The organism is Streptomyces sp. NPDC127097 (genome assembly GCF_042724075.1).
Lineage (GTDB): Bacteria > Actinomycetota > Actinomycetes > Streptomycetales > Streptomycetaceae > Streptomyces.
Window position 1 is genome coordinate 97,168 of the sequence record NZ_JBHXFI010000002.1, and the last position, 22,006, is coordinate 119,173.

Below are 22,006 nucleotides of genomic sequence, written 5' to 3' on the forward strand. Positions count from 1 at the left end.
GTAGGGGAGGCGTCAGGGGAACGGACGAAGGCAGGTGGGCGAGTGGCTCAGGAACCGGTGACGGTGTGGACGAGGGCTGAACGCGGTGCCCGCGGCCCCCAGCCCGCACACAGCCGCGCGGACCTGACCGCGGTCGCCGTCGAGCTGGCGGACCGGGGCGGCCTGTCAGCGGTGTCCATGCGCCAGGTGGCCAAGGAGCTGGGCACCGGCCAGGCATCCCTCTACCGCTACGTCACCGGCCGTGAGGACCTGCTCGACCTGATGACGGACGCGGTGGCGGGGGAGATCGACGTCGACGTCCCGCTCCAGGGGGATCCCGTTGCGGACCTGGTCGCCCTGGCGGCCCGGGCCAAGGCCGTCCATCTGCGGCACCCCTGGCTGCCCGACATCCCGCCGGAACCTCTGCGGCTGGGCCCGCGGAGCATGGACTACCTCGAATACGCGCTGCGGGCGATGGCGTCCGTACGGCTGCCGGGCCGGACCAAGATGGAAATCGTGGCCCTCATGAGTGCCCTGGTGGCGCAGTTCGCCCGGGCGGAAATCCAGGGCGGCCGCGGGACCACCGGCCGCCAGGCGGCGCAGGCCGCCTACCTGAGTCAGACCGCCTCCCAGGGAGCTCACCCCCATGTCGCGGCCGCCATGGCCGATCAGCCCGGAGCGGCCCCCGCGGAGGATCCCCAGCAGCTGTTCGAGCGGACTATGCACCGGGTGCTCGCCGGGCTCGTCGTCGACGACCTCACCGCGGGCGACGTCGAGAGCGCAGCGACAAGACAGGACGCAGAAGCAGAGCGCGAAGGCGGTGGCCACACTCGGTGAGCCGGCGTCCCTGAGGCCGAGCGGACCGCCCAGGACACCCGCGACGCACCCGTGATGCACCCACGACGCCCACGAAGCCGGCCGCCGTGCCCCCGCCATCCAGACCAGCCACGCCCTGAGCAGGGCCAGGAGCGCGGCAGACGCAACCGATCCCGGTTCGGCACCGCAGGTATTTCTCGACGCCGCGCCGCCCCGGATCACCCCATCGATGTCGGCTGTATGGCTGCGGCGGCGGTGTCGTCGCGGACACGTCCGTCCTCATGGGCACACCGAGAGGCATCATGGTCTGATGAGGGTGTTGCCGGTGTGGTCACGGGTGCGCCGTTGGGTTCCGGCCTTGGTGATCGCTCTTGCGGCGTTGGTGAATCTGCTGACGCCGACCTCGGTGTCGTCCGCTCCACTGCTGGCCGTGGCACCGGTGACGGCGGTTTCGCTGTTCGGCCCGGCCGGGATCGTCGGTGTCGGCCTTTCGGCGATGGTGGTGGAGGCGGGTCTGGCCTTCCTCGGCGGCTCGTACGACTGGCAGGGGGACGCGGCCGTGCAGATCACGCTGGCGTCCGTCACCGCGCTGGCGGTCGGCCTGAACCGTTCCCTGCGCATGCAGCACGCGAGCGCCAGCCGGGCCCGGTACGCCGCGGAGATGGCCCAGCGGGCCGTGCTGCCCAGCCCGCCCAGCCGGCTGGGGGACCTGCGGATCGCCGCCCGCTATGTGCCGGCCGAGGACATGGCGCTGATCGGTGGCGATCTCTACGTGATGCAGGAGACCCCGTTCGGGGTGCGCGCCATGGTCGGCGACGTACGGGGCAAGGGCCTGGCCGCCGTCACGGCCGTCAGCGTCGACATCGGTGTCTTCCGCTACGCCGCCGATCATGAACCTGACCTGCCTGCCCTGGTGGCCTGCATGGAAGAGGCCCTGCTGCGCGAAAGTCAGCGCCGGGAGGGGCTGGACGCGACGGAGGGGTTCACCACCGCCCTGATCGTGCAGTTCGCCGACGATCTGAGCCAGGTCCATATCGTCAACCGCGGCCATCCCGCCCCGGTGCTGCTGCATGCCGACGGCCGGGCGCGCGTCCTGGAGCCGGCGGAGGAGGCGCCGCCCCTGGGCCTCTCCGGCCTGGACTCCTGGGCCTCCCCGGTCGAGACGCACCCCTTCCCGCCCGGGGCGATGCTGCTGTGCTTCACCGACGGCGTCACCGAGGCGCGCGATCCCGCCGGTGTCTTCTACGACCCCGCGGACCGGGTCCCGCACATGGTGCAGTCCTACCTGCGCCAGACGAGCCACTTCCCGGAGCCGTCGACGGTCCTCGACCTCCTCGCCCGCGACGTCAGCCGGCACAGCGGTGGTGCACCCCAGGACGATCAGGCCCTCCTCGCGCTGCACCGGCCGCTGCCGCAGCAGGACCTCCTCGCCCGGCCGCGCCAGGCGTAGCCACCGGGGCCCCGGGGCGCTCCCGGCCCCCACCACGGCCATGGCGGAAGCCCACACGAGCATGTCCGATTGAGGTGTGCCGATTGCCGGCTGTGCGGCTCGGGCATCCTCGCATTGGCATATGCCGCAACGGTGCGCGAAGGGGACATCATGGAGTGGCAGAGCGAGGAGTTCGGGGCTTCCCATGAAGGCATGGCGGGGGCGGTGCTCGCCGATGGCAGTGAGCCCGGACCGGTGTATCTGGACGCCGGCAGCGGCAGCCATATGCACGAGACCAAGCAGTGGTGGGCCTACAACGGCAGGCTGGGCAGACAACGGGCGGACCACATGCGGGGATCGTGCTCATGCGGCTGGCGCGGTGCGCGCCACTACCCGATCGACTGGGATCAGCTGAACGACCGCCGCTACTACGACTACGACCCGCCGGGCCCGTACGAGGACTGGCAGGCGCACATCGACGAGGTGGAGTCCCGTTCGGTGCCGCTGCCCACTGAAGTGGCGGATCTGCTGGACCGGTTGGACGACCAGCTGACGGCGCTGGCCGACCAGGCGCCGCTGGCCGCACTGAAAGCCGTGGCGTCACTGGAGCGCACCACCGGCCGCGTCGGCCGCGAGGCCGCCTGCGCTGCGGAGGCGGATGAGGATTCGTGGGAAGCGATCGGCCAGGCGCTCGGTCTGACCGCGAAGGACGCCCGTTCGCGCCTCACCCGCTACTACCTCAGGAACTGACTCCCGGGCCAGGTCGGCCCGAAGCCTCCGCGTCCTTTCCGCCGCGGGCGGCCGCGCGACCGGACCTGGCTCGCGCGGCCGACCAGGGCCGATCGCCGTTTTCCCGGCGCCCCGAAAGCAAGATCAGCACCCCTCGCCGCCTGCCTGCTCTCTATGCTGACGACATGTTCGATATACCTCTTTCGGCGCTTGAAGTCGCGATGGTCCAAACAGGCGCCCGGGCCGTGGACACCTTGCGCGACACCGCGGCGTTCGCACAGGGAATGGAACGGCTGGGCTACCAACGGATCTGGTACGCCGAGCATCACCATTCGCCCGCGATCGGCGCGTTCCCGCCGGTGGTGCTGACCGCGCACGCTGCCGCTTCGACCGCGTCGATCCGTCTCGGTTCGGGCGGCGTGCTGGCGCCCAACCACGCACCCCTCATGCTGGCCGAGCAGTTCGGAACGCTGGCGGCCTTGCACCCGGACCGTATCGACCTGGGCATCGGCCGCGGGCCCGGCACCTTCGACGAGGCCATCGCACGCGCTCTGCGCCGCGGAGCCGGACCCACGACGGACGCGGAGTACGAGAACGACGTGGCCGCGACGCTGTCCTTTCTGGTCGACGAGGTCGCCCTCGGCCCGCTGCCGGAGCCGTGGCTGCTGGCCTCCAGTCCCACGGGTGCCGCTCTCGCCGCGGGACTGGGCCTGCCGGTCGCTGTCGCACACCACATCCGGCCGGACAACACCCAAGCGGTGCTGGAGCGTTACCGGGCGGAGTTCACCCCGTCGCGCTGGTGCGAGCGGCCCCGGGTGCTGTTGTGCGTGGAGACGGTGTGCGCCGAGACGGCAGAAGAGGCGGCGTGGCGCGTCGGACCGATGGACGTCGTCAAGGCCGGGCTCCTGAAGGGGCTGAGTGAGATCCCCTTCCCCACGCCCGCGGAGGCGGCCACCCACCCCTTCACGGAGGAGGAGCGACGGGCACTGGCCGGCTTCCGCGCACAACAGGCCGTGGGCACGCCGGAGACCGTCATACGCCGCCTCACGGAACTGGCCGGCGAGACCGGAGCAGACGAACTGATGCTGACCACACCGGTCTACGACCTCGATGACCGCATTCGTTCGTACGAGCTCATCAAGAAGTACTCCGGGGGTACGGCAGCATCCTAGGAACCGGGGGTGGGGCAGCGCCCGGCGGGCGCTCCCTCATCCGGCGCGGCCTCGTCAGAGCCCAGGGTTGCGGGCGAGGGCGGTCAGTACGGCCCGGGTCTTGGTCTCGCCGGAGCGCGGCGGTTCGATATCGCGCTTTCGCAGCGCCCGTTCGAGCAGCTTCTCGGCCTCCGCCGCTTCGGCCGTGCTCATGCGGACCGAGACCTCAAGGAAGCGCAGGTCCCTGGTGGTCCACTCCTCGATGGCCACGGGCTGGGGCAGGACGTCCCACTCCTGCTTCCACTTGACGGCGTGCACCGGGCCGAGCGCCCGCAGATCCGTGAGGTCGCCCTTCTTCAGCCCGACGGCGTCTTCCAGGAGGTCGCGGTGCGGCTTGGTGAGGAGGTGGTCCAGCGCTCCGTGCCCGGGGCTGAGCGCCGACTCGATGAGCTTTTCCGTGGCCTTCCGGTCGGCCTGTAGTGAGGCGGACAGCACGGGCGTGAAGGCGGGACCGGTCCGGTCCTCCTCGATCGTGAACTCCCAGTCCTCGTCCTCGTTCTTGCGGTTCTTCTGCCAGTCGTGTGGCAGCGGAGGGCATGGTCGCAGCTTGACAGTCATGTCCGTGTCGCGCTTGGACCCGTGATCCTCGTTGTCCATACGCAGACGGATGATGACCCCGCGGTCGAGGAAGGGCAGCGAGACGCCGTCGCTACCCTTCTCGGGGCTGTCCCAGAAGTGGATGGTGCGACTGCGGCCCTGACCGGCCTTGAGTCTGAGCGCACGGGACGCCTTCTGGGCCTCGTCCCCGGAAAAGCTGATCTTGATTTCCGCGGCCGTGGCCGTTGGAGTCTGTGTCATGGTGCTGTTATTCCACGACGTACCGCACCGTGCATGCTGCGTCACCGCCCTGGTCGACGGGGTGCTGGCCATTCGCCTCACCGGAGCACGCGGGGAGAGCATCACGGCGCCGACCGGGCGACCCCCCGGCTCAAAAGCGTGACCGGCCCTGGAAACACCATCGGGACCGTGGTCGAGAGCCCGGCCCGGCCGAGCCCCCCGAATCGCGGCTGGTCGCCCTGTCCATCCTGGCGATGCTTCGCGTCGCGGCTCGGGAGCTGCACCCATTTGAGGTCCGCACGCACGCAGCGGAAGCTTCGCTGATGAGCTGCCCGACCCGGGCCGCGCCCTGGCGCTGGCCGCCGTCAACGACGCGCTGGCGGGCGGCGGACCCCTCGTACTGACCTGCCGCACGGCGGCATACGTGCAGGCGGTCGCTGCCAGTGACGTGCTCACCGCGGCCGTGGTCATCGAACCGGACCCCGTGCCGGCCCAAGACGCCGTCAGCTACCTGCGCATGTCCACCCCGCCCGGCCTGGGCCAGGATCGCTGGGGGCCGCTCGCCGAGCACCTTCGGCAGCAGCCGAAGTGTCCCGCTGCGACCGCCCTGGCCAGCCCGCTGATGGTCGCCCTGACCCGGTCCGTGTACGCCACGGGCGAGGCCGATCCGGCCGAACTCACCGACTCGGAACGCTTCCCGGACACGCCATCCATCGAGCGGCATCTCCTGGGCGCACTTGTTCCCGTCCTGGTCTCCCGCGCCGCACGGCAGGCCCCCACGGTTTCCAGCAGCCGACCGGTCCACCGCTGGAAACCGGAGCAGGCTCAGCGCTGGCTCACCTGCCTCGCGCAGCAGCTCCACCGGCAGAACACCTATGAACTGGCCTGGTGGCGCCTGTACCAAACGCTGCCGGCCTTGGCCAACACCTGGCCCCGTGCCTGTCTGGTGGCCGCCGGAGCGGCGGTCCTGGCCCTGGTCGGGGAGGCCGCGGCAACGCTCGCCGTGGCCGGCCAATGGGCACCAGGGGAGAGCTTCGACTTCGCAGGTCGCGCGCGCGTCGCCGCGGACACGGCGCTCACCGTCGTCCCGATGTCCCTGGTACTGGTCGTACTCGCCGCTGCCCTGGCGCGCAGGGCACGCCCTGCGCTGTCCGCTGTCTGCCTTGGCGTGATCGTCGGCATTCTTGCCGGGATTCTCGCCGGCCTCGACGCGCTGATCTACGGTGCGCCCGCGGCACAGGTGCTGCCGTGGGTATACACCGACATGCCGCTCCCGGCGTTCGCCTACTCCGTGGTGCTGTTCTGCGTCGGCCTGCCGTACCCGCCCAAGGCGCCCCAACGGGCGACGCTCCGCGCCGGCGGACGCCGGCTCCTGCGCTCCCTCGCGATCGCCCCGCTCCTGGCCATCGCTTTCAGTCTCCTGATCGGCGGCCTCATCAGCATTGACAGTCTGCTCAACCCCGAGGACACCCGAATGGGGGTCTTCTACCGCCCCGCGTACCTGCAAGGGCTGGTTCTCGGAATCGTTCCGGGCTTCGGCCTGGCGGTGCTGCGCTGGGCGCGTGCGCCCCTCGCCGACGACGACTCCGCCACCCCCGCGACCACCCTGAGAGGCGACCGGCACCTGAGCCTGCTGCTGGGTGGCTACGCCGCCCTTACCTTCGTCATCTTCTTCGTCGGCGCATCTCATTCGCCCTACCGGACAGGCGAGAGCGTCGAGGGCATCCTGAGCGCTCTGTGGGCATGGGCGGAAACCATGGCCTACGTCCCCGCCCTGAGCGGACTCCTGCTGGGGCTACTGGCCACTTCCTGGCTCTACTACACGGTCGCCCGCACCTGGCTTGCCCTCCGGGGCCGTCTTCCCTTCCGTCTTCAAGCCTTCCTCTACGACGCCCACCACCTCGGCATCCTGCGTCAGGCAGGCCCCGCCTACCAGTTCCGGCATGCCCTCTTGCAGGACCATCTCGCCACCTTCAGCGCCCCGCCCACCCCGGGTTCCGCGAAGGTCTGAAACCTGCGGCCGTCTGGCCGACGTGCGGCAGGACGTCCTCCAGTTCCTGCATCAGCCGCCGCTTCGGCCGCGCGCCCACCGTCTCCTTCACCAGCTCGCCACCTTGGTAGAGCTGCAAAGTGGGGGCGGCAAGGACATTGCAGGCGGTCATGGTGGCGGGGTTCTCGTCGGTGTTGAGCTTGGCGACGGTCAGGCGATCGGCCTCCTCATGGGCGATTTGGTCCAGGACCGGCGCCAACTGTCGGCACGGACCGCACCAGGGTGCCCAGAACTCGACGAGGACGGGCCGCGCGCTTCGCAGCACCAGTTGGTCGAAGGTGTCGTCGGTTGCGGTGACGACGGCGGGGGCGGTGCTGGTCATCAGGGCGTCCTTTGCTCTCGGGCCGGCGGCTCCGCCCTGTTCACCCGAGACGCTAGACCTTGACACCGGCGTCAAGGCCAGCGCCGGGGTCGGCATCTCACCGGGCTCCCAACCGGTCGCCGAGGTGACGAGGGGTTTCGGACTCGACTTGCTCGTCTAGCGGAATTCGTCCGCATGCTCTTCCGCCCATGAGCGGAACGTGCGCGCCGGCCCTCCGGTGATCTCTTCCACCGTGGACGTGATCACGTGCGATTCGGGCCGCGATTCAGCGCTCGCCAACAGCGCCTCAACGAGAGCGGGCGGCCTGCCGTCGGCGAGCATCTGCCGGCGTGCGACCTGTACGGGGACCGATTCGAAGGTCACCAGGCGGCCGATCGCTTCTCCGATCGCCTGTACCTGCTCGGCTCTGCTCAGTACCTGCGGGCCGGTCAGGACGTACTTCGCGCCCACATGCCCGTCCTCGGTCAGCGCATGTACCGCCACGGCCGCGATATCGCGCTCGTGGATCACCGCCGTAGCGGCGATGTCGGGGCCGCGAACTGCGTGCGTGGTGCGGATCTGCTGGGCCCACCCGCGCCCGTTGGAGGCGATGGTGTTCGACCGCAGGATGGTCCACTCCAGGCCGGATTCTTCGATCAGGCGCTCCATATCGGCGTGGAGCTGGGTAATCGGATCGGTCTGCCGTTCGGCGTCCTCGTTCACACCTGACGAGGAGAGATAGACGATGCGGCGGGCATGCCGTGCGATCGCCTCCAACACGGCGGGCGCGCCCTTGGTCGTAAGGAAGGGCCAGATCAGGAACACTGTGCTGGTGCCCTTCAGCGCGCCCTCCAGCGTGTCCGGCTCGGACAGGTCCCCGCCTGCGACCGTGACTCCCTCCGGAAGCCCGGCCGTTGCGGGCTGACGCACCAGTGCCCGCGCAGCGGTCCCCGTGGCCAGGAGCTGAACCACAACTTGCCGGCCGACATTGCCGGTCGCGCCCGTTACAAGAATCTCACTCATGATCAGGTCAGCCGCGGTCCTGCCCGGAGTATTCCGCCCGCCGGCCCGGTGCGCCGAGGCTGAGGCCGCCTTTCAGCGGCAGCTCGCCGGGCTCGGATAGCCGGTCCCGCGCGTCCTGGAGGACGGCACCATCGAGGACGGCCACGTCTGGGGCCGGTCGCCAGAATTTCTTGTATGGGGAGTGCTTCGCCGGTGCCGACGTCCGGATGGTGGGATGGCAAGGTGACCAACCATTGGGATGGCAAGGTGACTAAGCATCATGAGGCGGCAGCTGTCCGCCCGTTGACCCTGGCCTGGGTGAGCCGGCACTTGGAGGTCGGCGAACGGATCGTCAGAACCGAGGCGCTGCACGGTGGCATCACTGCCGAAGTGCGGAGGCTGACCGTCGGCGCGCGGGACGGAGAGACTCGCGACCTGGTGCTGCGGAGTTTCGTCGACCCGTTCTATGTGGAGCGCGCCGAGGACTGGCTGAAGAGGGAGGCCGGCGCCCTGACCCTGCTGGCGGGGGCCGGCGTGCCGGCTCCTGGACTGGTCGCGGTTGATCCCACCGCCGCGCATTGCGAGTATCCGTCGCTCCTGATGACGCATCTGGGGGGCCGGGCGGTCTTCGACGATGAGGGATTGGCGACGCGGGTTCCTCTGCTGGCCCGTCAACTCGTGGCAATCCATGCGTTGCGACCCGTCGAGCGGCCTCGGGAGTATGTGGCGTTGACGACCGCCGATACCGTCGTGACTCCGAAGGGCGCCGACGCGGCGGTATGGGCCGCGGCGATCGACGTGATCCGCAAGCCCGCGCCGCCCTATGAAGGGCGGTTCCTGCACCGGGACTTCCAACCCGGCAACGTGCTGTTCGACGTGCCGCCCTCAGGGTCGGCAGGTGCCCGGATCACCGGCGTCGTCGACTGGGCGGCGGCCTCCTGGGGTCCGGCGGATCTCGATGTGGCGCACTGCTCGACCAATCTCGCGTTGCTGCACGGCCCGGCGTGGGGTCTGCGGTTTGCTGAGGTGTATGAGGAGGCCGGCGGGGTGCTGGCCGCGGCCGCCCGCGAGCGGCTGTACTGGCGGGTGCGGGACGGGCTGGCGTGCTCGGAAGAAGTGCGGCAGGTGGCGCAGCCATGGCGGGAGGCAGGGAGGACGGAGCTGACGACGCGAGCGGTGGAGGAGCGGCTGGATGCCTATGTCACCGCCCTGATGGACGCGCTGGGCTGAGCCCAAAGCAGCCCAGGCAGCCCAAAGCAGCCCAAGCAGCCAAAGCAGCCCAGGCCCGCGGGCACGGTGGCGGGCGCCAGGCCCGGCTGCCACGTCCGGGAGCGGAGCCGATCGCACATCCGCACCGGGACACCCCATGCGGGCGCTCATGCGCAAGTACGGCGTCGGCTGCGCCGGGGCGGCCCCCTGGTCCCGGCGAACCGAGCCCGCGCGGACCGGTAGTTGAACGGCTCGGCCGCCGCATACCCCTCGGTTCCCATACGACTTGACCGCGCGCCGGTCGCGATGGGCGGCCAGCTTGGCCACCTGGTGCACGATCGGTGGGCGTCGCACGTCGCTCAGCGCACGCGATTGAGCAGGGCGGCGGGATCAGGGTCGGCCTGGAGGGCGCGGAGCAGCAGAGTCCACAGGTCGTGCAGGTGCTCCTCGATGTGGCGGCGTCCCTCCAGGGCATCGGAGACGGTGTGCAGACCGAAGAAGGAGCAGACGATGCCGTGGGCGGTGGTGGCAGGTGGCACATCGGGGGCGAGTTCACCGTTACGGGCGGCTTCTTCGAGTAGCTGTGTAACGGCTTCGATCCAGCCGAGGAACGGTGCGGGGAGCTGGGCGTCGATGGCTTTGCGTTCGGCCCAGAGGCGGGCTCCGGCCCGGACGACGATGTCGTCCCGAAAGGCGCGTGCCACTTCGAAGCTCAGCCCGACGAGCTTCTCCAAGGCCGGCCGGCCGGGCTGCCGGTAGCGGCTGATCAAATGCGGCCAGGTGGCGAAATGTTCCTCGACGATGGCGAGGGCGAGCTTCTCCTTGCTGGCGTAGTGGAAATAGATGGCCCCGCTGGTGCGACCGGAATGTGCACTGATGTCGCTGATGCTGGTACCGGCGTACCCTTTCTCGTCGAACAAGGTTGCCGCCGCCTCGAGAAGGAACCTGCGCGTCGTTTCCGCCCGGATCTGCACGTACACCTCAAACGTTGTCTCGTTCAGCCGGAAGGCAACCTACCGCGCCCCGCGCCCCAGAATTCAAGGGTGCGCATGTTCGAATTTTGGTATTCCCTGGTCGTATGAGCACCTCAACGGTCAGGGTCGTCGGAAAGAGTGAGCCGCTCAGTTGGTCCCATACCGTCGAGCGGGAGCTGGTGCACCGGACCTCGGTGGCGGAGGTCCTCCTTACGGATGTACGGCCGACCGGCACCCCGCACGTCTTCCTGGCGGCGGCGTCATGGCCGCGGGCGCATGTGACGTTCCCCCGCGACGGGTCGCAGCGGCACAGTCCGCTGATTTTGGTGGAAACACTGCGTCAGCTCGGTCTCTACATTCCCTTGCGGTTCTACGCGGTTCCGCAGGTCTTCCGCGCGGTCCTCACCGATCTGCACTTCCACCTCAGCCCCGCCGACGAGTTGCCGGCCCACGCCGGAGCGACCGAAATCACCTGCTCGGCACGCGTCAGCGCCGTACGGCGGGTGCCCGACGAGTCCGCCATCGGACTGCGCCTGAATGTCACCTTCGCCGCGTGTGGGGTGGCCTTCGGCCAAGGCGGCGGGGGCGTGCGCTTCCTGGACGGCGCGCGCTTCACCGCGCTGCGCGCCAGGAGCGCGGTAGCTGCCGCTCCGGCTCGTCCTCCGGAGGCCGGGTACCGCCCGCCGGCCGCGCAGCTGACCGTGAATCACCCGCAGGATGCGGTCCTCACTCTCGACCAGGGCGAGCTGTTGATCTCGCCGGCCGACCCGCTGCACCCGTTCTTCTTCGACCACCCCACCGATCACGTGCCTGGCATGGTGCTGTTGGAAGCCGCCCGCCAGGCCGCCTCGTACCGCAGTCGAGGGAGGCTGAGCCGGCCCTTTTCCGGCCGGCTGAAGGCCACCCGGTTCACCGAACTGGCCCCGCCCGCACGTGTGCTGTGCACTCGGCGCGGCTCGACGTGTGCATTCCGCATCCTCCAGGACGGCACGGAGACGGCCCACGGAATCTTCGGTTATACGTAGAGCACACAATATTGACATTTACGAATTGGTTGACCATTCCGCGTTGCCATCCGTAACGTAACGATCGTTATGTTCCGGCTGGAGCGGGAGAAAACCCCGCCATGGGAGCTGCCCTGCCGGAATCCCTCGGCCCGGTGCCGGGGCGTCCGTGAAACCGACGCTGCCCTGCCTCTTTCGCGACCGGTCACATGGCGCCTGCGGGCCCCTCAGAACGGAATCCCGAATGACCGCAGACAGCATCCTTTCCTGGACCCCCGCGGCCGTCGTTTTCGACTGTGACGGCACACTGATGGACACCGAACGCCACTGGGAGGACGCCCGTGACATGGTGCTGCACAGCTACGGATGCACACCCTCGGCCGAATTCGCGGAAAAGGCGCGAGGGCTGCACTACACCGAATGCGGGCGCTTATTGGCCGATGTGGCCGGGCGACCGGAACTGACCGGGGACATGACGGAAGCATTGCTCCAGAACTTCCGTGAACTCGTCGCCTCGGACCCCACCACCATGCCGGGGGCGCCGGAGTTGGTGCACTCGACCGTGCAGTTCGCCCCGCTGGCCGTGGCCAGCAACTGCCCGCTTGAAGTCGTCGAGTCCTGTCTCGGAATGGCTGGGCTCCGGGACTGCTTCAGCCACATTGTGGTACCCGACGAGACCACGAGACCCAAGCCTCATCCGGACGTCTACCTCACCGCCGCCCAACTCTGTGGGGTGGACCCCGCTGACACGCTGGCCGTCGAGGACTCCCACTGCGGCATCCAAGCTGCCGCAGGCGCGGGCATGCGGGTACTCGGAGTCGGTCCCCGCCCCAGCGACAGGGAGACGGCGTTGGCCGACTGGTGGGTCCCCTCGCTGGCAGAGCCGGCGGTACAGGGGTGGGCCGACGCCCGCATCCCTGACCAGCGCACCGGTCCCACGGGGCCCGGGACCACGACTGCCTGACGGCGGCCCGGCCCGCGGCCGGCCCCCATGACGGCCGCGGGCCCGCGGGCGCTACTGGTGCCGCGCCAGCGGCGAGTAACCAGACGAGTGGCAGGACACGCCTGGCCGGCAACTTCTCTCCACACACGCGCCGCTTGGACACACTGGTCGGCCTGCCGCTCGCCAGTGCTGAGTGCCGGGTTCAGGAGCAGGGGCGTCGCGATGCGGCGTGCTGCTGCTGCCGCAAGCCTGCGCCGTCACACCGTTCCATCGATGAATCGCCGCTTTGCTCGCCCTGCCCCTCGCCCACGGTCGTTCCTCGCCACACACCCCGCCGCGGGGCCGACGGCAGCGGCACCCGGTCGGCCCGGCAGCGTCGGCGCTTCGTATGCTCACGATGCGGGGAACCGGAAGCTGACCACCTTCGGAGGCGAACGACCATGTCGGAACAGCGAGTTGTCCTGGTGACGGGCGGGGGAACGGGAATCGGGGCGGCTACCGCCCGGCTGCTGTGCACGAATGGGCACCAGGTCGTGATCTCCGGGCGGCGGCCCGAGCCACTGCGCCGGGTGGCCGAGGAGACCGGGGCGCTGGCCCACCCTTCCGACGCCGCCGACCCCGAGGCCGTGCGCGAGCTCGTCGAGACGACGGTGACGGCCTACGGGAGACTCGACGGTGTGGTGCTCAACGCCGGAATCGGGCGCGGCGGCGCGGTCGGCGACACCACGGTCGAGGACTGGGAAGAGCTGATGCGGACCAACCTCACGGGCCCGTTCCTGCTGCTGCGTGCCGCGCTGCCGCATCTGCTGGCGGCTCGCGGCGCGGTGGTCACGGTCGCCTCGGTCGCCGCGCTCCGCAACAGCGTCGGCAACGCCGCCTATGCGACGTCCAAGGCGGGTTTGCTCCACCTCTCCCGCTCCCTCGCCGTCGACTACGGGCCGCAGGGGCTGCGGGCCAACGCGGTGTGCCCGGGCTGGGTGCGTACGGAGATGGCCGACCAGCGGATGGCGCGGTTCGCGGCGGAGGCGGGGCTGGCGGGCGGTGCCGAGGCGGCGTACGAGGAGGCGAACCGGCTGACTCCTGCCAGGCGGCCGGGTGATCCGGAGGAGGTCGCCGAGGCAATCGACTGGCTGCTGTCGCCCGCCGCGTCCTACGTCAACGGGGCCGTCCTCAACGTCGACGGCGGGGTGACCACGGTCGGCGTCGGCGGTGTTGCCTTCGACCACCGGATCGAGGCGCGCACCCGCGAAGGCTGAGCGCAACTGGGTGGCGTCCGGAGTGGAAGGTGAGGAAGGCTCGCGCGCATGGTTTCGGTATTGCAGAACGTGGCGATTGACTGTGCGGATGCCTACGAGCTGGCCCGGTTCTGGAGCGGAGTGACGGGTCGTCCACTGCATCCGGAGGACAAACCGGGTGACCGGGAGACTCAGGTGCTGCTGGCGGAGGGCCCGGTGCTGTACTTCAACCAGGTGCCCGAGCCCAAGAAGACCAAGAACCGGATCCACCTGTGTTTGCGCCCTGAGACATCGCGTGAGCAGGAGGTGGCACGGCTGCTCGGCCTCGGTGCCACCTTTGTCACCGATCACCGGAATCCCGATGGCTCTGGCTGGGCAGTCCTCGCTGACCCCGAAGGCAACGAATTCTGCGTTCTTCGCAGCGAGTCCGACCGAGCCGCGATGGGTTCCTGACGCCCCCGCGACATCCTGGCCAGTCTCGTATGACCGCTGGTCACAGCCACTCGTTGAGGGCCGCTACGAGGACGGTCGCCGCGTAGCGGACCGCGAACTTGTCATAGCGCGTGGCGACGACGCGGTGTCTCATTGACGGTGCGTTCTGCGCTCTGCCGTGATCCGTATGTGACCAACGCCCCATAATCTCCCCTGGGCAGGGGATTCAGGAGATGCGTGACCAAGACGGGGGAAAGTCATGACATACCGGCGTGCGGGGTTACCGGCATTGGCTGGAGGGCTGCTGCTCACGGCCCTTCTGTGGTGGGCGGGGGCAAGCGCGCACGCACTGCACCTTCCGGGCGCCACCGGCATGCTCGACGGCCAGGGCGTCGCCGAACTGGAGCGCTGGCTCATCCCATGGTCGTACGACCCTCCGGCCTCGGCCCGGTTCGGCACTGAGGTGTCCGGCGGGATCGGGGGCGCGGCGGGGATCGCCGGCACCAACTACCTTGCGTTGTACACCACCGCGCTTCAGATCCGGTTCGCCGCGGTCTTCGCTTTCTTCATACCTGGCGCACTGCTCCTGGTCCGCAGGCTGCCGCCGGTGCACGGCCGGATGCCGGCCGCACTGCTCGCGGTATGGGCCTGGGGCCTGGTGGCCGGGACCCTGGCGGTGACCGTCTCCGCGCCGTGGCTGATCGCCTCGGGAGGGCGCGGCAGTTACCGCTTCCTGCCCCAGCTGGCGAGCGTCATCTCGTCCGGCCGACAGGTCCTGGTGGTGACCGCGCTGGTCGCGGCTGCCGTGACGGTGGCCATAGCGCGGGTCACGGCCAAGGGGGCCGGTCCGCTGCCGCGCGAGGCCGTCCCCGCGCGCGCCGCCCGCCTGGCCGCCACCATCGGGACCGCCGTGATCGCACTCTCCCTGGTGGTCCTCTCGTACCAGCCGGTCGCCGCCACCCTCCAGGGGGTCTCCCCGGACATCGGGCTGTTCGCCGAACCGGGCGACCTGCTGCGCCAGTGGCTGCTGCTCGGCGCTTGGGCGGGCCCGGGTGGCACGCCGCTCGGTGACTGGATCCTGTACCGCGCCGGCGACGTGCTGCTGCTCGCCGTGGTGTGGTGGGCACTGCGGCGGCTGCCCCGACTGCTCACCCGAGCCACTGTCCCCGCGATGGCGGCCGGCACGGTCTGCGCGACCGTCCTCGGGCTGTTGGCGAGCCAGCTGCTGAGGCTGCCGGTGGACGGGGTGGGCTCCGGCCTGCACTGGGACCTGCTGCACCTGTCCGCCAACATCGGAAACGGTGTCCCGGCCGCCCTGACCTGCGGCCTGGTGGCGGGATCCGCGGCTGCCCTGACGCTGCGGGTGGCCGGGGGCCGTGCGGGGACCGCCGACGCCACAACCTCCGTTCAGGACTCCGCCCGGCCTGAGGACGACCTCTAAGAAGGACGTTTCAGGAGCCGCTGTCCGTTTCTTCATGTGGCTCGGGGTTCGTTGGGCCCGGCGCCCCCACCCATTCACCCAGCCGAGGGGTGCCGGCTCCCGCAGGTGAGTAGACATGCGCGAAGTCGTGCAGATATGCGCGCCGTCGAGCCACTCAGGGAGCACTGACCATGGCAATCCAGCGACGCCAACTCCTGCGATCCGGCCTTTTGCTGGGCGCCGGAGCAGCCCTGCCAACCCTCGCGAACGCCGGACCCGCATCCGCCGCGCCGGCCCTCGTCCGGAGCGGACGCCCCGCCCTCACCCACGGCGTGCAGACCGGCGAGGTCACCGCGCACAACGGCGTCGTCTGGACCCGGGCCGACCGGCCCGCCCGGATGGCGGTCGAGGTGAGCACCCGCCCCGACTTCGCGCGGTCGGCGACCATACCCGGCCCCCTCCTCACGGCCGAGACCGACTTCACGGGCAAGGTCAAGCTGTCCGGGCTGCCCGCCGGAAGCGACGTCCACTACCGGGTGCGGCTCGCCGACCCCGGCGACGCCTCGCTCGTGGGCGAGCCCGCGACCGGCCGGCTGCGCACGGCGCCCGCGAACCGCGACGACGTGCGCTTCGTCTGGTCCGCCGATCTGGCCGGCCAGGGCTGGGGCATCAACCCGGACGCCGGCGGCTACCGCATCTTCCGGGCCATGGGGGAGCGCGACCCGGACTTCTTCCTGTGCAGCGGCGACTTCTGGTACGCCGACGGCGTGATCCCCGAGACCCGGACCCTCCCGGACGGCCGCACCTGGCGGAACCTGGTGACCCCGGAGAAGTCCAAGGTCGCCGAGACCCTGGCCGAGTTCCGCGGCCAGCACAAGTACAACCTCATGGACGACAACCTCCGCGCCTTCGCCGCGGCCGTCCCGCAGATCAATCAGTGGGACGACCACGAGGTCCTCAACAACTGGTATCCGGGCGAAGTGCTCACCGACACCCGCTACACCGAGCGGCGCGTGGACGTCCTCGCCGCCCGCGCCCGGCAGGCGCTCTTCGAGTACCTGCCGATCGAGACGGGTCCCAGCGGCGACGGCCGCGTCCACCGGGTCATCCGCTACGGGCCGCACCTCGACGTCTTCGTACTCGACATGCGCACCTACCGGGACGCCAACAGCGCGAACACCGGACCCGCCACGGACAGCGGGATCCTGGGCGCGCAGCAGGTCGCATGGCTCGAGCGCGAGCTGGCGGCCTCGCGGGCGACCTGGAAGGTGATCGCCGCGGACATGCCGCTGGCGCTCGTGGTGCCGGACGGCGCCGCCCTGGAGGCGATAGCGCAGGGCGACAGCGGCGCTCCGCTGGGCCGCGAAGGGGAGATCGCCCGGATCTTGTCCTTCATCCACCGCCGGCACATCGCCAACACCGTCTGGCTCACCGCGGACGTGCACTACACCGCCGCCCACTACTACGACCCGGACAAGGCAGCCTTCCAGGACTTCACGCCCTTCTGGGAGTTCGTCTCCGGACCCCTCAACGCCATCGTCGCCAACGAGCCCAACAGGCTCGACGGCACCTTCGGCCCCCAGGTGCGCTTCCAGGCCCTCGCCCCGGACGCGGAACACAACAATCCGGCGTACGGCTACCAGTACTTCGGCGAGGTCGACATCGACGGCTCGTCCGGGGTCATGACCGTACGGCTGCGTGACATCGACGGGAAGGTGCTCTACTCCGTGGGGATCGACCCGCAGCGCTGAGGAACCCGCAGAACCGGAAAGGCCGCAGGCCGGGGCGCGCCGTTCGCGCCCCGGCCTGTCGGTTGTGTGTTGTTGAGGCATCCAGGGTGTTTCTGAGGTGCAGCGTGAGGTCTTGAGGTCTCTCCTTGATCAACTACCGACGCGAGTCACCAACCTCATGGCTGAGAACACCCAGCCGCTCGACGGAGGCTACGACGACTGCTGGAAGGAGTAGTCGACCTCGCCATGAGAGCTGCGGTTGTCGACCACTTTCATGCCGCCCATCCGATCCGAAGTCATCCCCCGCGGCCGGCACGAGTCCCCCACCCGCCGTGGAAACCGCCGCGCGACGGGCAACGTCACAATGCGCAGTGCGCACAGGCGCGCTCGGGACGCAGCAGGTGACCGGTGATCGCGCAGCGGCCTCTGTTTGACCTTGACACGGTGACAGGGTTTTCACTGCTTGCCGAGGAGGTGGTCTCGATGACGATCACGGGACAGGACACGGATGGGATACGAGCGCTTCAGGGGTTGGAGGACGGCCGTTCGTCCGTACGGCTGCGGGCTGCTCTGGCGGTCGGCACGACGCCTGACCCGCGCTTCGTCGACAAGCTCATCGAGCGATGCGCGATCGAGCCCGAGTTCCTGGTCCGGGACATGCTGACCTGGGCGCTCACCCGCCACCCGGTGTCCATGACGCTCCCCGGGCTGGTCCGCGAAGTCCGGTCGGAGCGTGCGCAGGCACGGAGTCAGGCGCTGCATACGCTGTCCAAGATCGGGGACCGGCAGGCGTGGCCGGCGATCACACGGGGGCTGTTGTCCGACGCCGACGACGAGGTGGCGCGGAGCGCCTGGCGGGCCGCGGTCGTGCTCGTGCCGGAAGGGGAGGAGTCCGCGTTGGCCGCGGTGCTGGCGACACAGCTCGGGCGCGGTGAGCGGGAGACTCAGCTGAGTCTCAGCAGGGCGCTGGTCGCGCTGGGCCAGGTGATTCTGCCGGCTCTGCATGCTGCGACGACGGCCCCCGGCGAGCGCGTGCGCGCGCACGCGCTCGCCACACACCGGCTGCTGCGCGACCCGGACGCCGGATTCGAGTTCGCGATCGAGGAGGCCAAGCGCGTCGTGGCCCTCGGCGGGTCCGGCCAGGTGGGACGGTAGAAGGTGTTGATCGGTGAGGTGGCGCGACGGTCCGGGGTCAGTGCCCGCATGCTCCGGCATTATGAGTCGCTCGGTCTGGTGCGGCCCTCGGGCCGTACGGGCTCCGGTTATCGGGAGTACTCCGGGCAGGACATCCGGCGGATCTTCCATATCGAGAGCCTGCGGTCGCTGGGGCTGTCGCTGCGTGAGATCGGGCGCGCGCTCGACGATCCCGGCTTCACGCCCTCGGCACTCGTCGACGACCTCATCCGTCAGACACGCGAACGCATCGCGGCGGAGACCGAGCTGCTCACCCGGCTGCGCCGGATCGATGCTGCGGACCCCACCGGCTGGGAGGACGTCCTCCAGACCATTGCGCTCCTCCAGGCACTGGGGTCGAAGAGCGCCGACGCGCGTCAGCGCGCGGCCCTTTCCTCGGTCGATGAGGTTCCGGTGCCGGTGGAGGCCCTGGTCGAGGCGGCACTGAACGAGACGGAGCCGAACGTCGCCGGAGCCCTTCGATGGGCGCTGGCGCGCTCGGGCGACGGCGGTCCGGCACTGCTGGCGGAGGGCCTCGGCTCACCGGTGGCCGCGGTGCGGGAACGTGCCGTGCAGTCCCTCGCCGAGATGCCCGGTGGCGAGGCCACCGTGCGGCTGCGGGAGGCTCTCGCGCACCCCGACGTCGTGGTCCGCGGGTATGCGGCTCTGGCGCTCGGGACACGCGGAGTGGCCGATGCGGTGCCGACCCTCATCGACATGATCGTGGAGGGAAGGAACGACACGGACGCAGCCGATGCACTGAGCGTGCTGGCGAGCGACACCGCGACGGCGGATCAGATCGCGACCGGCCTCGTCGACCGCCTCGCCCACGACACCCACGACGCTGCTGAAGCGCCTGCACGCGGACGACTGACCCAGGCGCTGGCGGGCATCCCGGGGACGACAGCCACACGTGCCCTCGTGGAGCTGTCGCATGACGAAGACCGTGCCGTTGCGTTGACTGCGACGTACCTTCTTCGGCTACGCGACGCGCGGTGACGGACCCCTCCTGGGGCGCCACGTACGCGTCCCCCGCGGGCCGGAGGGGCCTGGAGTGATCACCGTGGGCGAGGTCGGTCTCGTCGATGCAGGTGGTGTGCCCGGAGGAGTGCTCGCCCGGTGCAGCGGCCGGCAGCGAGTGGACAACTGCGGACCTGCGTCAGACCGCGTCGAGGAAGCCGCGGACGGCAGCCGCGAAGCCGGCCTCCGTAGACCTGGAAGCACACCTACGAGGGCCTGGCCGATGGTCTGCTGTGCTTCGCCCAGGACCTCTTCGGCGTCCCGTTCGCCCTCGACGACGGACACGTGGTGCCCTTCGACCCCGAAACAGCGGACTTCACCCCCCTCGGCGACAGCCTCGAAGACCGGACACAGCGGCTCCTGTCCGACCCCCGACGTACGCGGCGCCCGGCCATGCCGGGCTCGCCGGCGTAGCGCCGGCACAGCACCGCATCACCCGGTCATAGCCAAAGGGGCCCGATGCGAAACCGTCGTTGCTGTCGCTGCTCCGCACTCGTGGCGGCTTCCTGCGAGCCCCGGCTGCATGCTGACGGATACGATAGGAGGTCGAATCGACACTCACCATGGACCAGGGATGCGGCCTTCTGCGTCGGCGTCGGCCGCGAAGATCCTGTCCCAGGTGCCGTCCGCCGACCGGCGTTTGTGCCGTTTGTACACTGTCCTCCATGGACCGAAACGCTCAGGCGGATCCCGCCACGGCACCCCAGCGCGCAGGCGGTACAGGACCCCGTCGATGACCCGGCATGGCTGACCAACGGCCGCCGCGCTGCCCGGACGTCGGCAGATGCGACTTCAGTCGGGCCCACTCCACGTGCGTTGAGTCTCCCCGCCCCATGCTCATGCCAACGGCCCGAAGTCGCGACGGCCACATGATCCGCCGGACAGGTCCTAACCACAAGATGCTTAATTGGCCCCCAACGCGCCTGCGCTGGGGGCAAGTCCGCTATTGAGGGGAAGTAATGGAATCTGTGGAAACGGTGCAACACAGGGAAAAGCTCCGTGTGTCGGATGCGTGGTGGCTGACCGCCGCCGGCGCCCTCGGTGTCGCCTCCCAGCTCATCACTTTCATCATTCGCACCGACGCCGCAGAACGCACAGGGTGGATCCTCTACTTAACGGCCTGGGTCCCTCTCATCGCCGGTCTCATCCACTACAAGGCCAGCCGCAACCAGCGAGCCCTCCACCACACACGCATGGCATCCCTGCCGATGCTGCTTGCCGGCGCGGTCATGGTCGCCTTCCACTGGGACGGCTTCCCGCTGCGGTAACCCGCAGACACGCGAAGCGCCGCATCCATCCAAGGCCGGACGGGAACCCTGAGCGGACGCTGTGGCGTCGGCGATCTCCGCGCGGTCCACGGCCACCCGGTGCGTCAGGGCAGCTGCGAACCCTGCCACCAGGTCGCAGGTCAGGGCGGCCGGGGCACCGTTACCGATGCTGGCGGCCCGGGGCAGCAGGCCCCAGCGCAAGCCCGAGCCCGCCCTATCCACCGCCACATTCATCTGCCGCCCGGATGCCGGCCGGCGAACTCACCCCACGCGAACCTTGTGTTCCAACCGAACCCACGGGTCCACCGGCTTGAAGCAAGCCGGTGGACCCGTGGGCTCAGGCTGAAGGGCTTTCGGTTCCTTGACGCATGAAGGTGGCGGGTGAGGGATGCCGGCCCTTCTTCGTGCCGGTGGTGGTGACATCGTCAGCCGCGCACGTGCAGCCCGAAACCCGTGCGGCCCCGAGGTTCCAGTCCCTCCTTCAGGTGCAGCGAGGGGATCTCGTAGTCACCGAAGTTCTGCCGCCGGAACGCGATCGGCTCGGTCGACTCGAGGGTGAGCAGACGTTGCTTCCATGCCTTGGCGATGTCCGGGTAGTCCTCGCCGGTGATCCGGTCGGTGCCGTACAGCACGAAGGGCGGCAGCACCTCGATGCCCGGGTAGTAGAGGATGCCGTGGTGGATCGGGAAGAGCAGATCGTCGATGGGGCCGCTGATCCCGCGAGCGGCGTAATGCGACTCCGGGCCGCCGGCGGTGACCGACAGCAGAGCCTTCCTGCCCGCGAGGGTGCCCTCACCGAAGCGCTCGCCGTACTTGGTGTCGCTGTGCTCGCCGACGCCGTACGCGAAGCGGTAGGTGAACACCCGGTCCACCCAGCCCTTGAGGATCGCGGGCATGGTGTACCACCACAGCGGGAACTGGAAGATGATCGTGTCGGCCCACAGCAGCTTCTCCTGCTCGGCAAGGACGTCCGGGGTGAGCGCCCCGGCGTCGAAGGCCCGGCCCGAGTCCAGGGCGACCTTCAGCGGACTTGAGGCGTGGGGGCCGTAGTCCGCGGCGTCCACGACCGCCTTCCAGTTCATGGCGTACAGATCGCTCACCTGCACCTCATGCCCGGCAGTCTCCAGCGTGGACACCGCGAGGTCCTTCAGCGAGCTGTTGAGCGACTTCGGCTCCGGGTGGGCGTGGACGATCAGCGTCTTCACGGGAACTCCTTCGGATCGGATGCCTTCGATCCTGGGCGCCGCAGCCCCCGGCGTTCAGGGGCGCCTCTTCCATCGGACGGGAATTCCTGGTACTGACAG

Annotated in this window: 20 protein-coding genes and 1 pseudogene; 15 read left to right on the forward strand and 6 right to left on the reverse strand. The window is 69.7% G+C overall.

Annotated elements, in window-relative coordinates:
* The first annotated feature begins 42 nt into the window (after positions 1-42).
* The 4 genes from ACFWJW_RS02355 to ACFWJW_RS02370 all read left to right on the forward strand — a co-directional run bounded on the left by ACFWJW_RS02355 (position 43) and on the right by ACFWJW_RS02370 (position 4,125).
* Positions 43-816, forward strand: coding sequence for a TetR/AcrR family transcriptional regulator (locus tag ACFWJW_RS02355; protein ID WP_387233691.1), 774 nt, complete (start codon positions 43-45; stop codon positions 814-816).
* A 340-nt stretch (positions 817-1,156) separates the two neighbouring features.
* Positions 1,157-2,245: a PP2C family protein-serine/threonine phosphatase gene (locus tag ACFWJW_RS02360; RefSeq protein WP_387234359.1), complete on the forward strand. Its 1,089-nt coding sequence runs from the start codon at positions 1,157-1,159 to the stop codon at positions 2,243-2,245.
* Positions 2,246-2,395: 150 nt separating this feature from the next.
* Entirely contained in the window at positions 2,396-2,974 is a 579-nt protein-coding gene (locus ACFWJW_RS02365; RefSeq protein WP_387233694.1) for a hypothetical protein, read from the forward strand.
* A gap of 164 nt (positions 2,975-3,138) precedes the next feature.
* Positions 3,139-4,125, forward strand: a complete 987-nt coding sequence (locus tag ACFWJW_RS02370) for an MsnO8 family LLM class oxidoreductase (RefSeq protein ID WP_387233697.1) — start codon at positions 3,139-3,141, stop codon at positions 4,123-4,125.
* 54 nt (positions 4,126-4,179) lie between these two features.
* Here the strand turns inward: ACFWJW_RS02370 and ACFWJW_RS02375 are convergent, their stop codons facing one another.
* Positions 4,180-4,962, reverse strand: a complete 783-nt coding sequence (locus tag ACFWJW_RS02375; protein ID WP_387233700.1) for a hypothetical protein — start codon at positions 4,960-4,962, stop codon at positions 4,180-4,182.
* Between the two features lie 403 nt (positions 4,963-5,365).
* Between ACFWJW_RS02375 and ACFWJW_RS02380 the strand changes: the two genes are divergently transcribed.
* The gene (locus ACFWJW_RS02380; protein ID WP_387233703.1) at positions 5,366-6,952 is read left to right on the forward strand and encodes a hypothetical protein; all 1,587 of its coding nucleotides are present in this window, start codon (positions 5,366-5,368) and stop codon (positions 6,950-6,952) included.
* Here ACFWJW_RS02380 and trxA read toward each other — a convergent pair.
* Positions 6,915-7,313, reverse strand: a complete 399-nt coding sequence (trxA, locus tag ACFWJW_RS02385) for a thioredoxin (protein WP_387233705.1) — start codon at positions 7,311-7,313, stop codon at positions 6,915-6,917. The two genes, ACFWJW_RS02380 and trxA, sit on opposite strands and share 38 nt — an antisense overlap.
* A gap of 156 nt (positions 7,314-7,469) precedes the next feature.
* Positions 7,470-8,315, reverse strand: coding sequence for an NAD(P)H-binding protein (locus tag ACFWJW_RS02390; RefSeq protein ID WP_387233708.1), 846 nt, complete (start codon positions 8,313-8,315; stop codon positions 7,470-7,472).
* Positions 8,316-8,597: 282 nt separating this feature from the next.
* Here ACFWJW_RS02390 and ACFWJW_RS02395 point away from each other — a divergent pair, with 282 nt between their 5' ends.
* Positions 8,598-9,524: a phosphotransferase family protein gene (locus ACFWJW_RS02395; protein WP_387234362.1), complete on the forward strand. Its 927-nt coding sequence runs from the start codon at positions 8,598-8,600 to the stop codon at positions 9,522-9,524.
* A 338-nt stretch (positions 9,525-9,862) separates the two neighbouring features.
* Here the strand turns inward: ACFWJW_RS02395 and ACFWJW_RS02400 are convergent, their stop codons facing one another.
* A complete protein-coding gene (locus tag ACFWJW_RS02400) occupies positions 9,863-10,483 on the reverse strand; it encodes a ScbR family autoregulator-binding transcription factor (protein ID WP_387233711.1) in 621 nt (206 codons plus the stop codon).
* Between the two features lie 98 nt (positions 10,484-10,581).
* Between ACFWJW_RS02400 and ACFWJW_RS02405 the strand changes: the two genes are divergently transcribed.
* From ACFWJW_RS02405 to ACFWJW_RS02440, 8 genes are all read left to right on the forward strand, one after another.
* Complete coding sequence (locus ACFWJW_RS02405; RefSeq protein WP_387233714.1) at positions 10,582-11,502, forward strand: ScbA/BarX family gamma-butyrolactone biosynthesis protein; 921 nt, start codon at positions 10,582-10,584, stop codon at positions 11,500-11,502.
* Between the two features lie 223 nt (positions 11,503-11,725).
* Positions 11,726-12,445, forward strand: coding sequence for an HAD family hydrolase (locus ACFWJW_RS02410; protein ID WP_387233717.1), 720 nt, complete (start codon positions 11,726-11,728; stop codon positions 12,443-12,445).
* 419 nt (positions 12,446-12,864) lie between these two features.
* On the forward strand, positions 12,865-13,680 hold the full coding sequence (locus tag ACFWJW_RS02415; RefSeq protein ID WP_387233720.1) for an SDR family NAD(P)-dependent oxidoreductase: 816 nt from the start codon (positions 12,865-12,867) through the stop codon (positions 13,678-13,680).
* A gap of 48 nt (positions 13,681-13,728) precedes the next feature.
* Positions 13,729-14,112, forward strand: coding sequence for a VOC family protein (locus ACFWJW_RS02420; protein ID WP_387233723.1), 384 nt, complete (start codon positions 13,729-13,731; stop codon positions 14,110-14,112).
* A gap of 238 nt (positions 14,113-14,350) precedes the next feature.
* Complete coding sequence (locus ACFWJW_RS02425; protein ID WP_387233726.1) at positions 14,351-15,532, forward strand: hypothetical protein; 1,182 nt, start codon at positions 14,351-14,353, stop codon at positions 15,530-15,532.
* 170 nt (positions 15,533-15,702) lie between these two features.
* The gene (locus ACFWJW_RS02430; protein ID WP_387233729.1) at positions 15,703-17,262 is read left to right on the forward strand and encodes an alkaline phosphatase D family protein; all 1,560 of its coding nucleotides are present in this window, start codon (positions 15,703-15,705) and stop codon (positions 17,260-17,262) included.
* Positions 17,263-17,724: 462 nt separating this feature from the next.
* The gene (locus ACFWJW_RS02435; protein WP_387233732.1) at positions 17,725-18,396 is read left to right on the forward strand and encodes a HEAT repeat domain-containing protein; all 672 of its coding nucleotides are present in this window, start codon (positions 17,725-17,727) and stop codon (positions 18,394-18,396) included.
* A gap of 3 nt (positions 18,397-18,399) precedes the next feature.
* Entirely contained in the window at positions 18,400-19,413 is a 1,014-nt protein-coding gene (locus ACFWJW_RS02440; protein WP_387233735.1) for a MerR family transcriptional regulator, read from the forward strand.
* Between the two features lie 511 nt (positions 19,414-19,924).
* On the opposite strand, the pseudogene ACFWJW_RS02445 reads toward ACFWJW_RS02440, so the two are convergent.
* A pseudogene (locus ACFWJW_RS02445) lies at positions 19,925-20,269 on the reverse strand (transposase); the annotation flags it as partial.
* Between the two features lie 166 nt (positions 20,270-20,435).
* Between ACFWJW_RS02445 and ACFWJW_RS02450 the strand changes: the two are divergent.
* On the forward strand, positions 20,436-20,702 hold the full coding sequence (locus ACFWJW_RS02450; RefSeq protein WP_387233739.1) for a hypothetical protein: 267 nt from the start codon (positions 20,436-20,438) through the stop codon (positions 20,700-20,702).
* A 425-nt stretch (positions 20,703-21,127) separates the two neighbouring features.
* Here the strand turns inward: ACFWJW_RS02450 and ACFWJW_RS02455 are convergent, their stop codons facing one another.
* Positions 21,128-21,907, reverse strand: coding sequence for an NAD(P)H-dependent oxidoreductase (locus ACFWJW_RS02455; protein ID WP_387233742.1), 780 nt, complete (start codon positions 21,905-21,907; stop codon positions 21,128-21,130).
* Between the last annotated feature and the right edge of the window lie 99 nt (positions 21,908-22,006).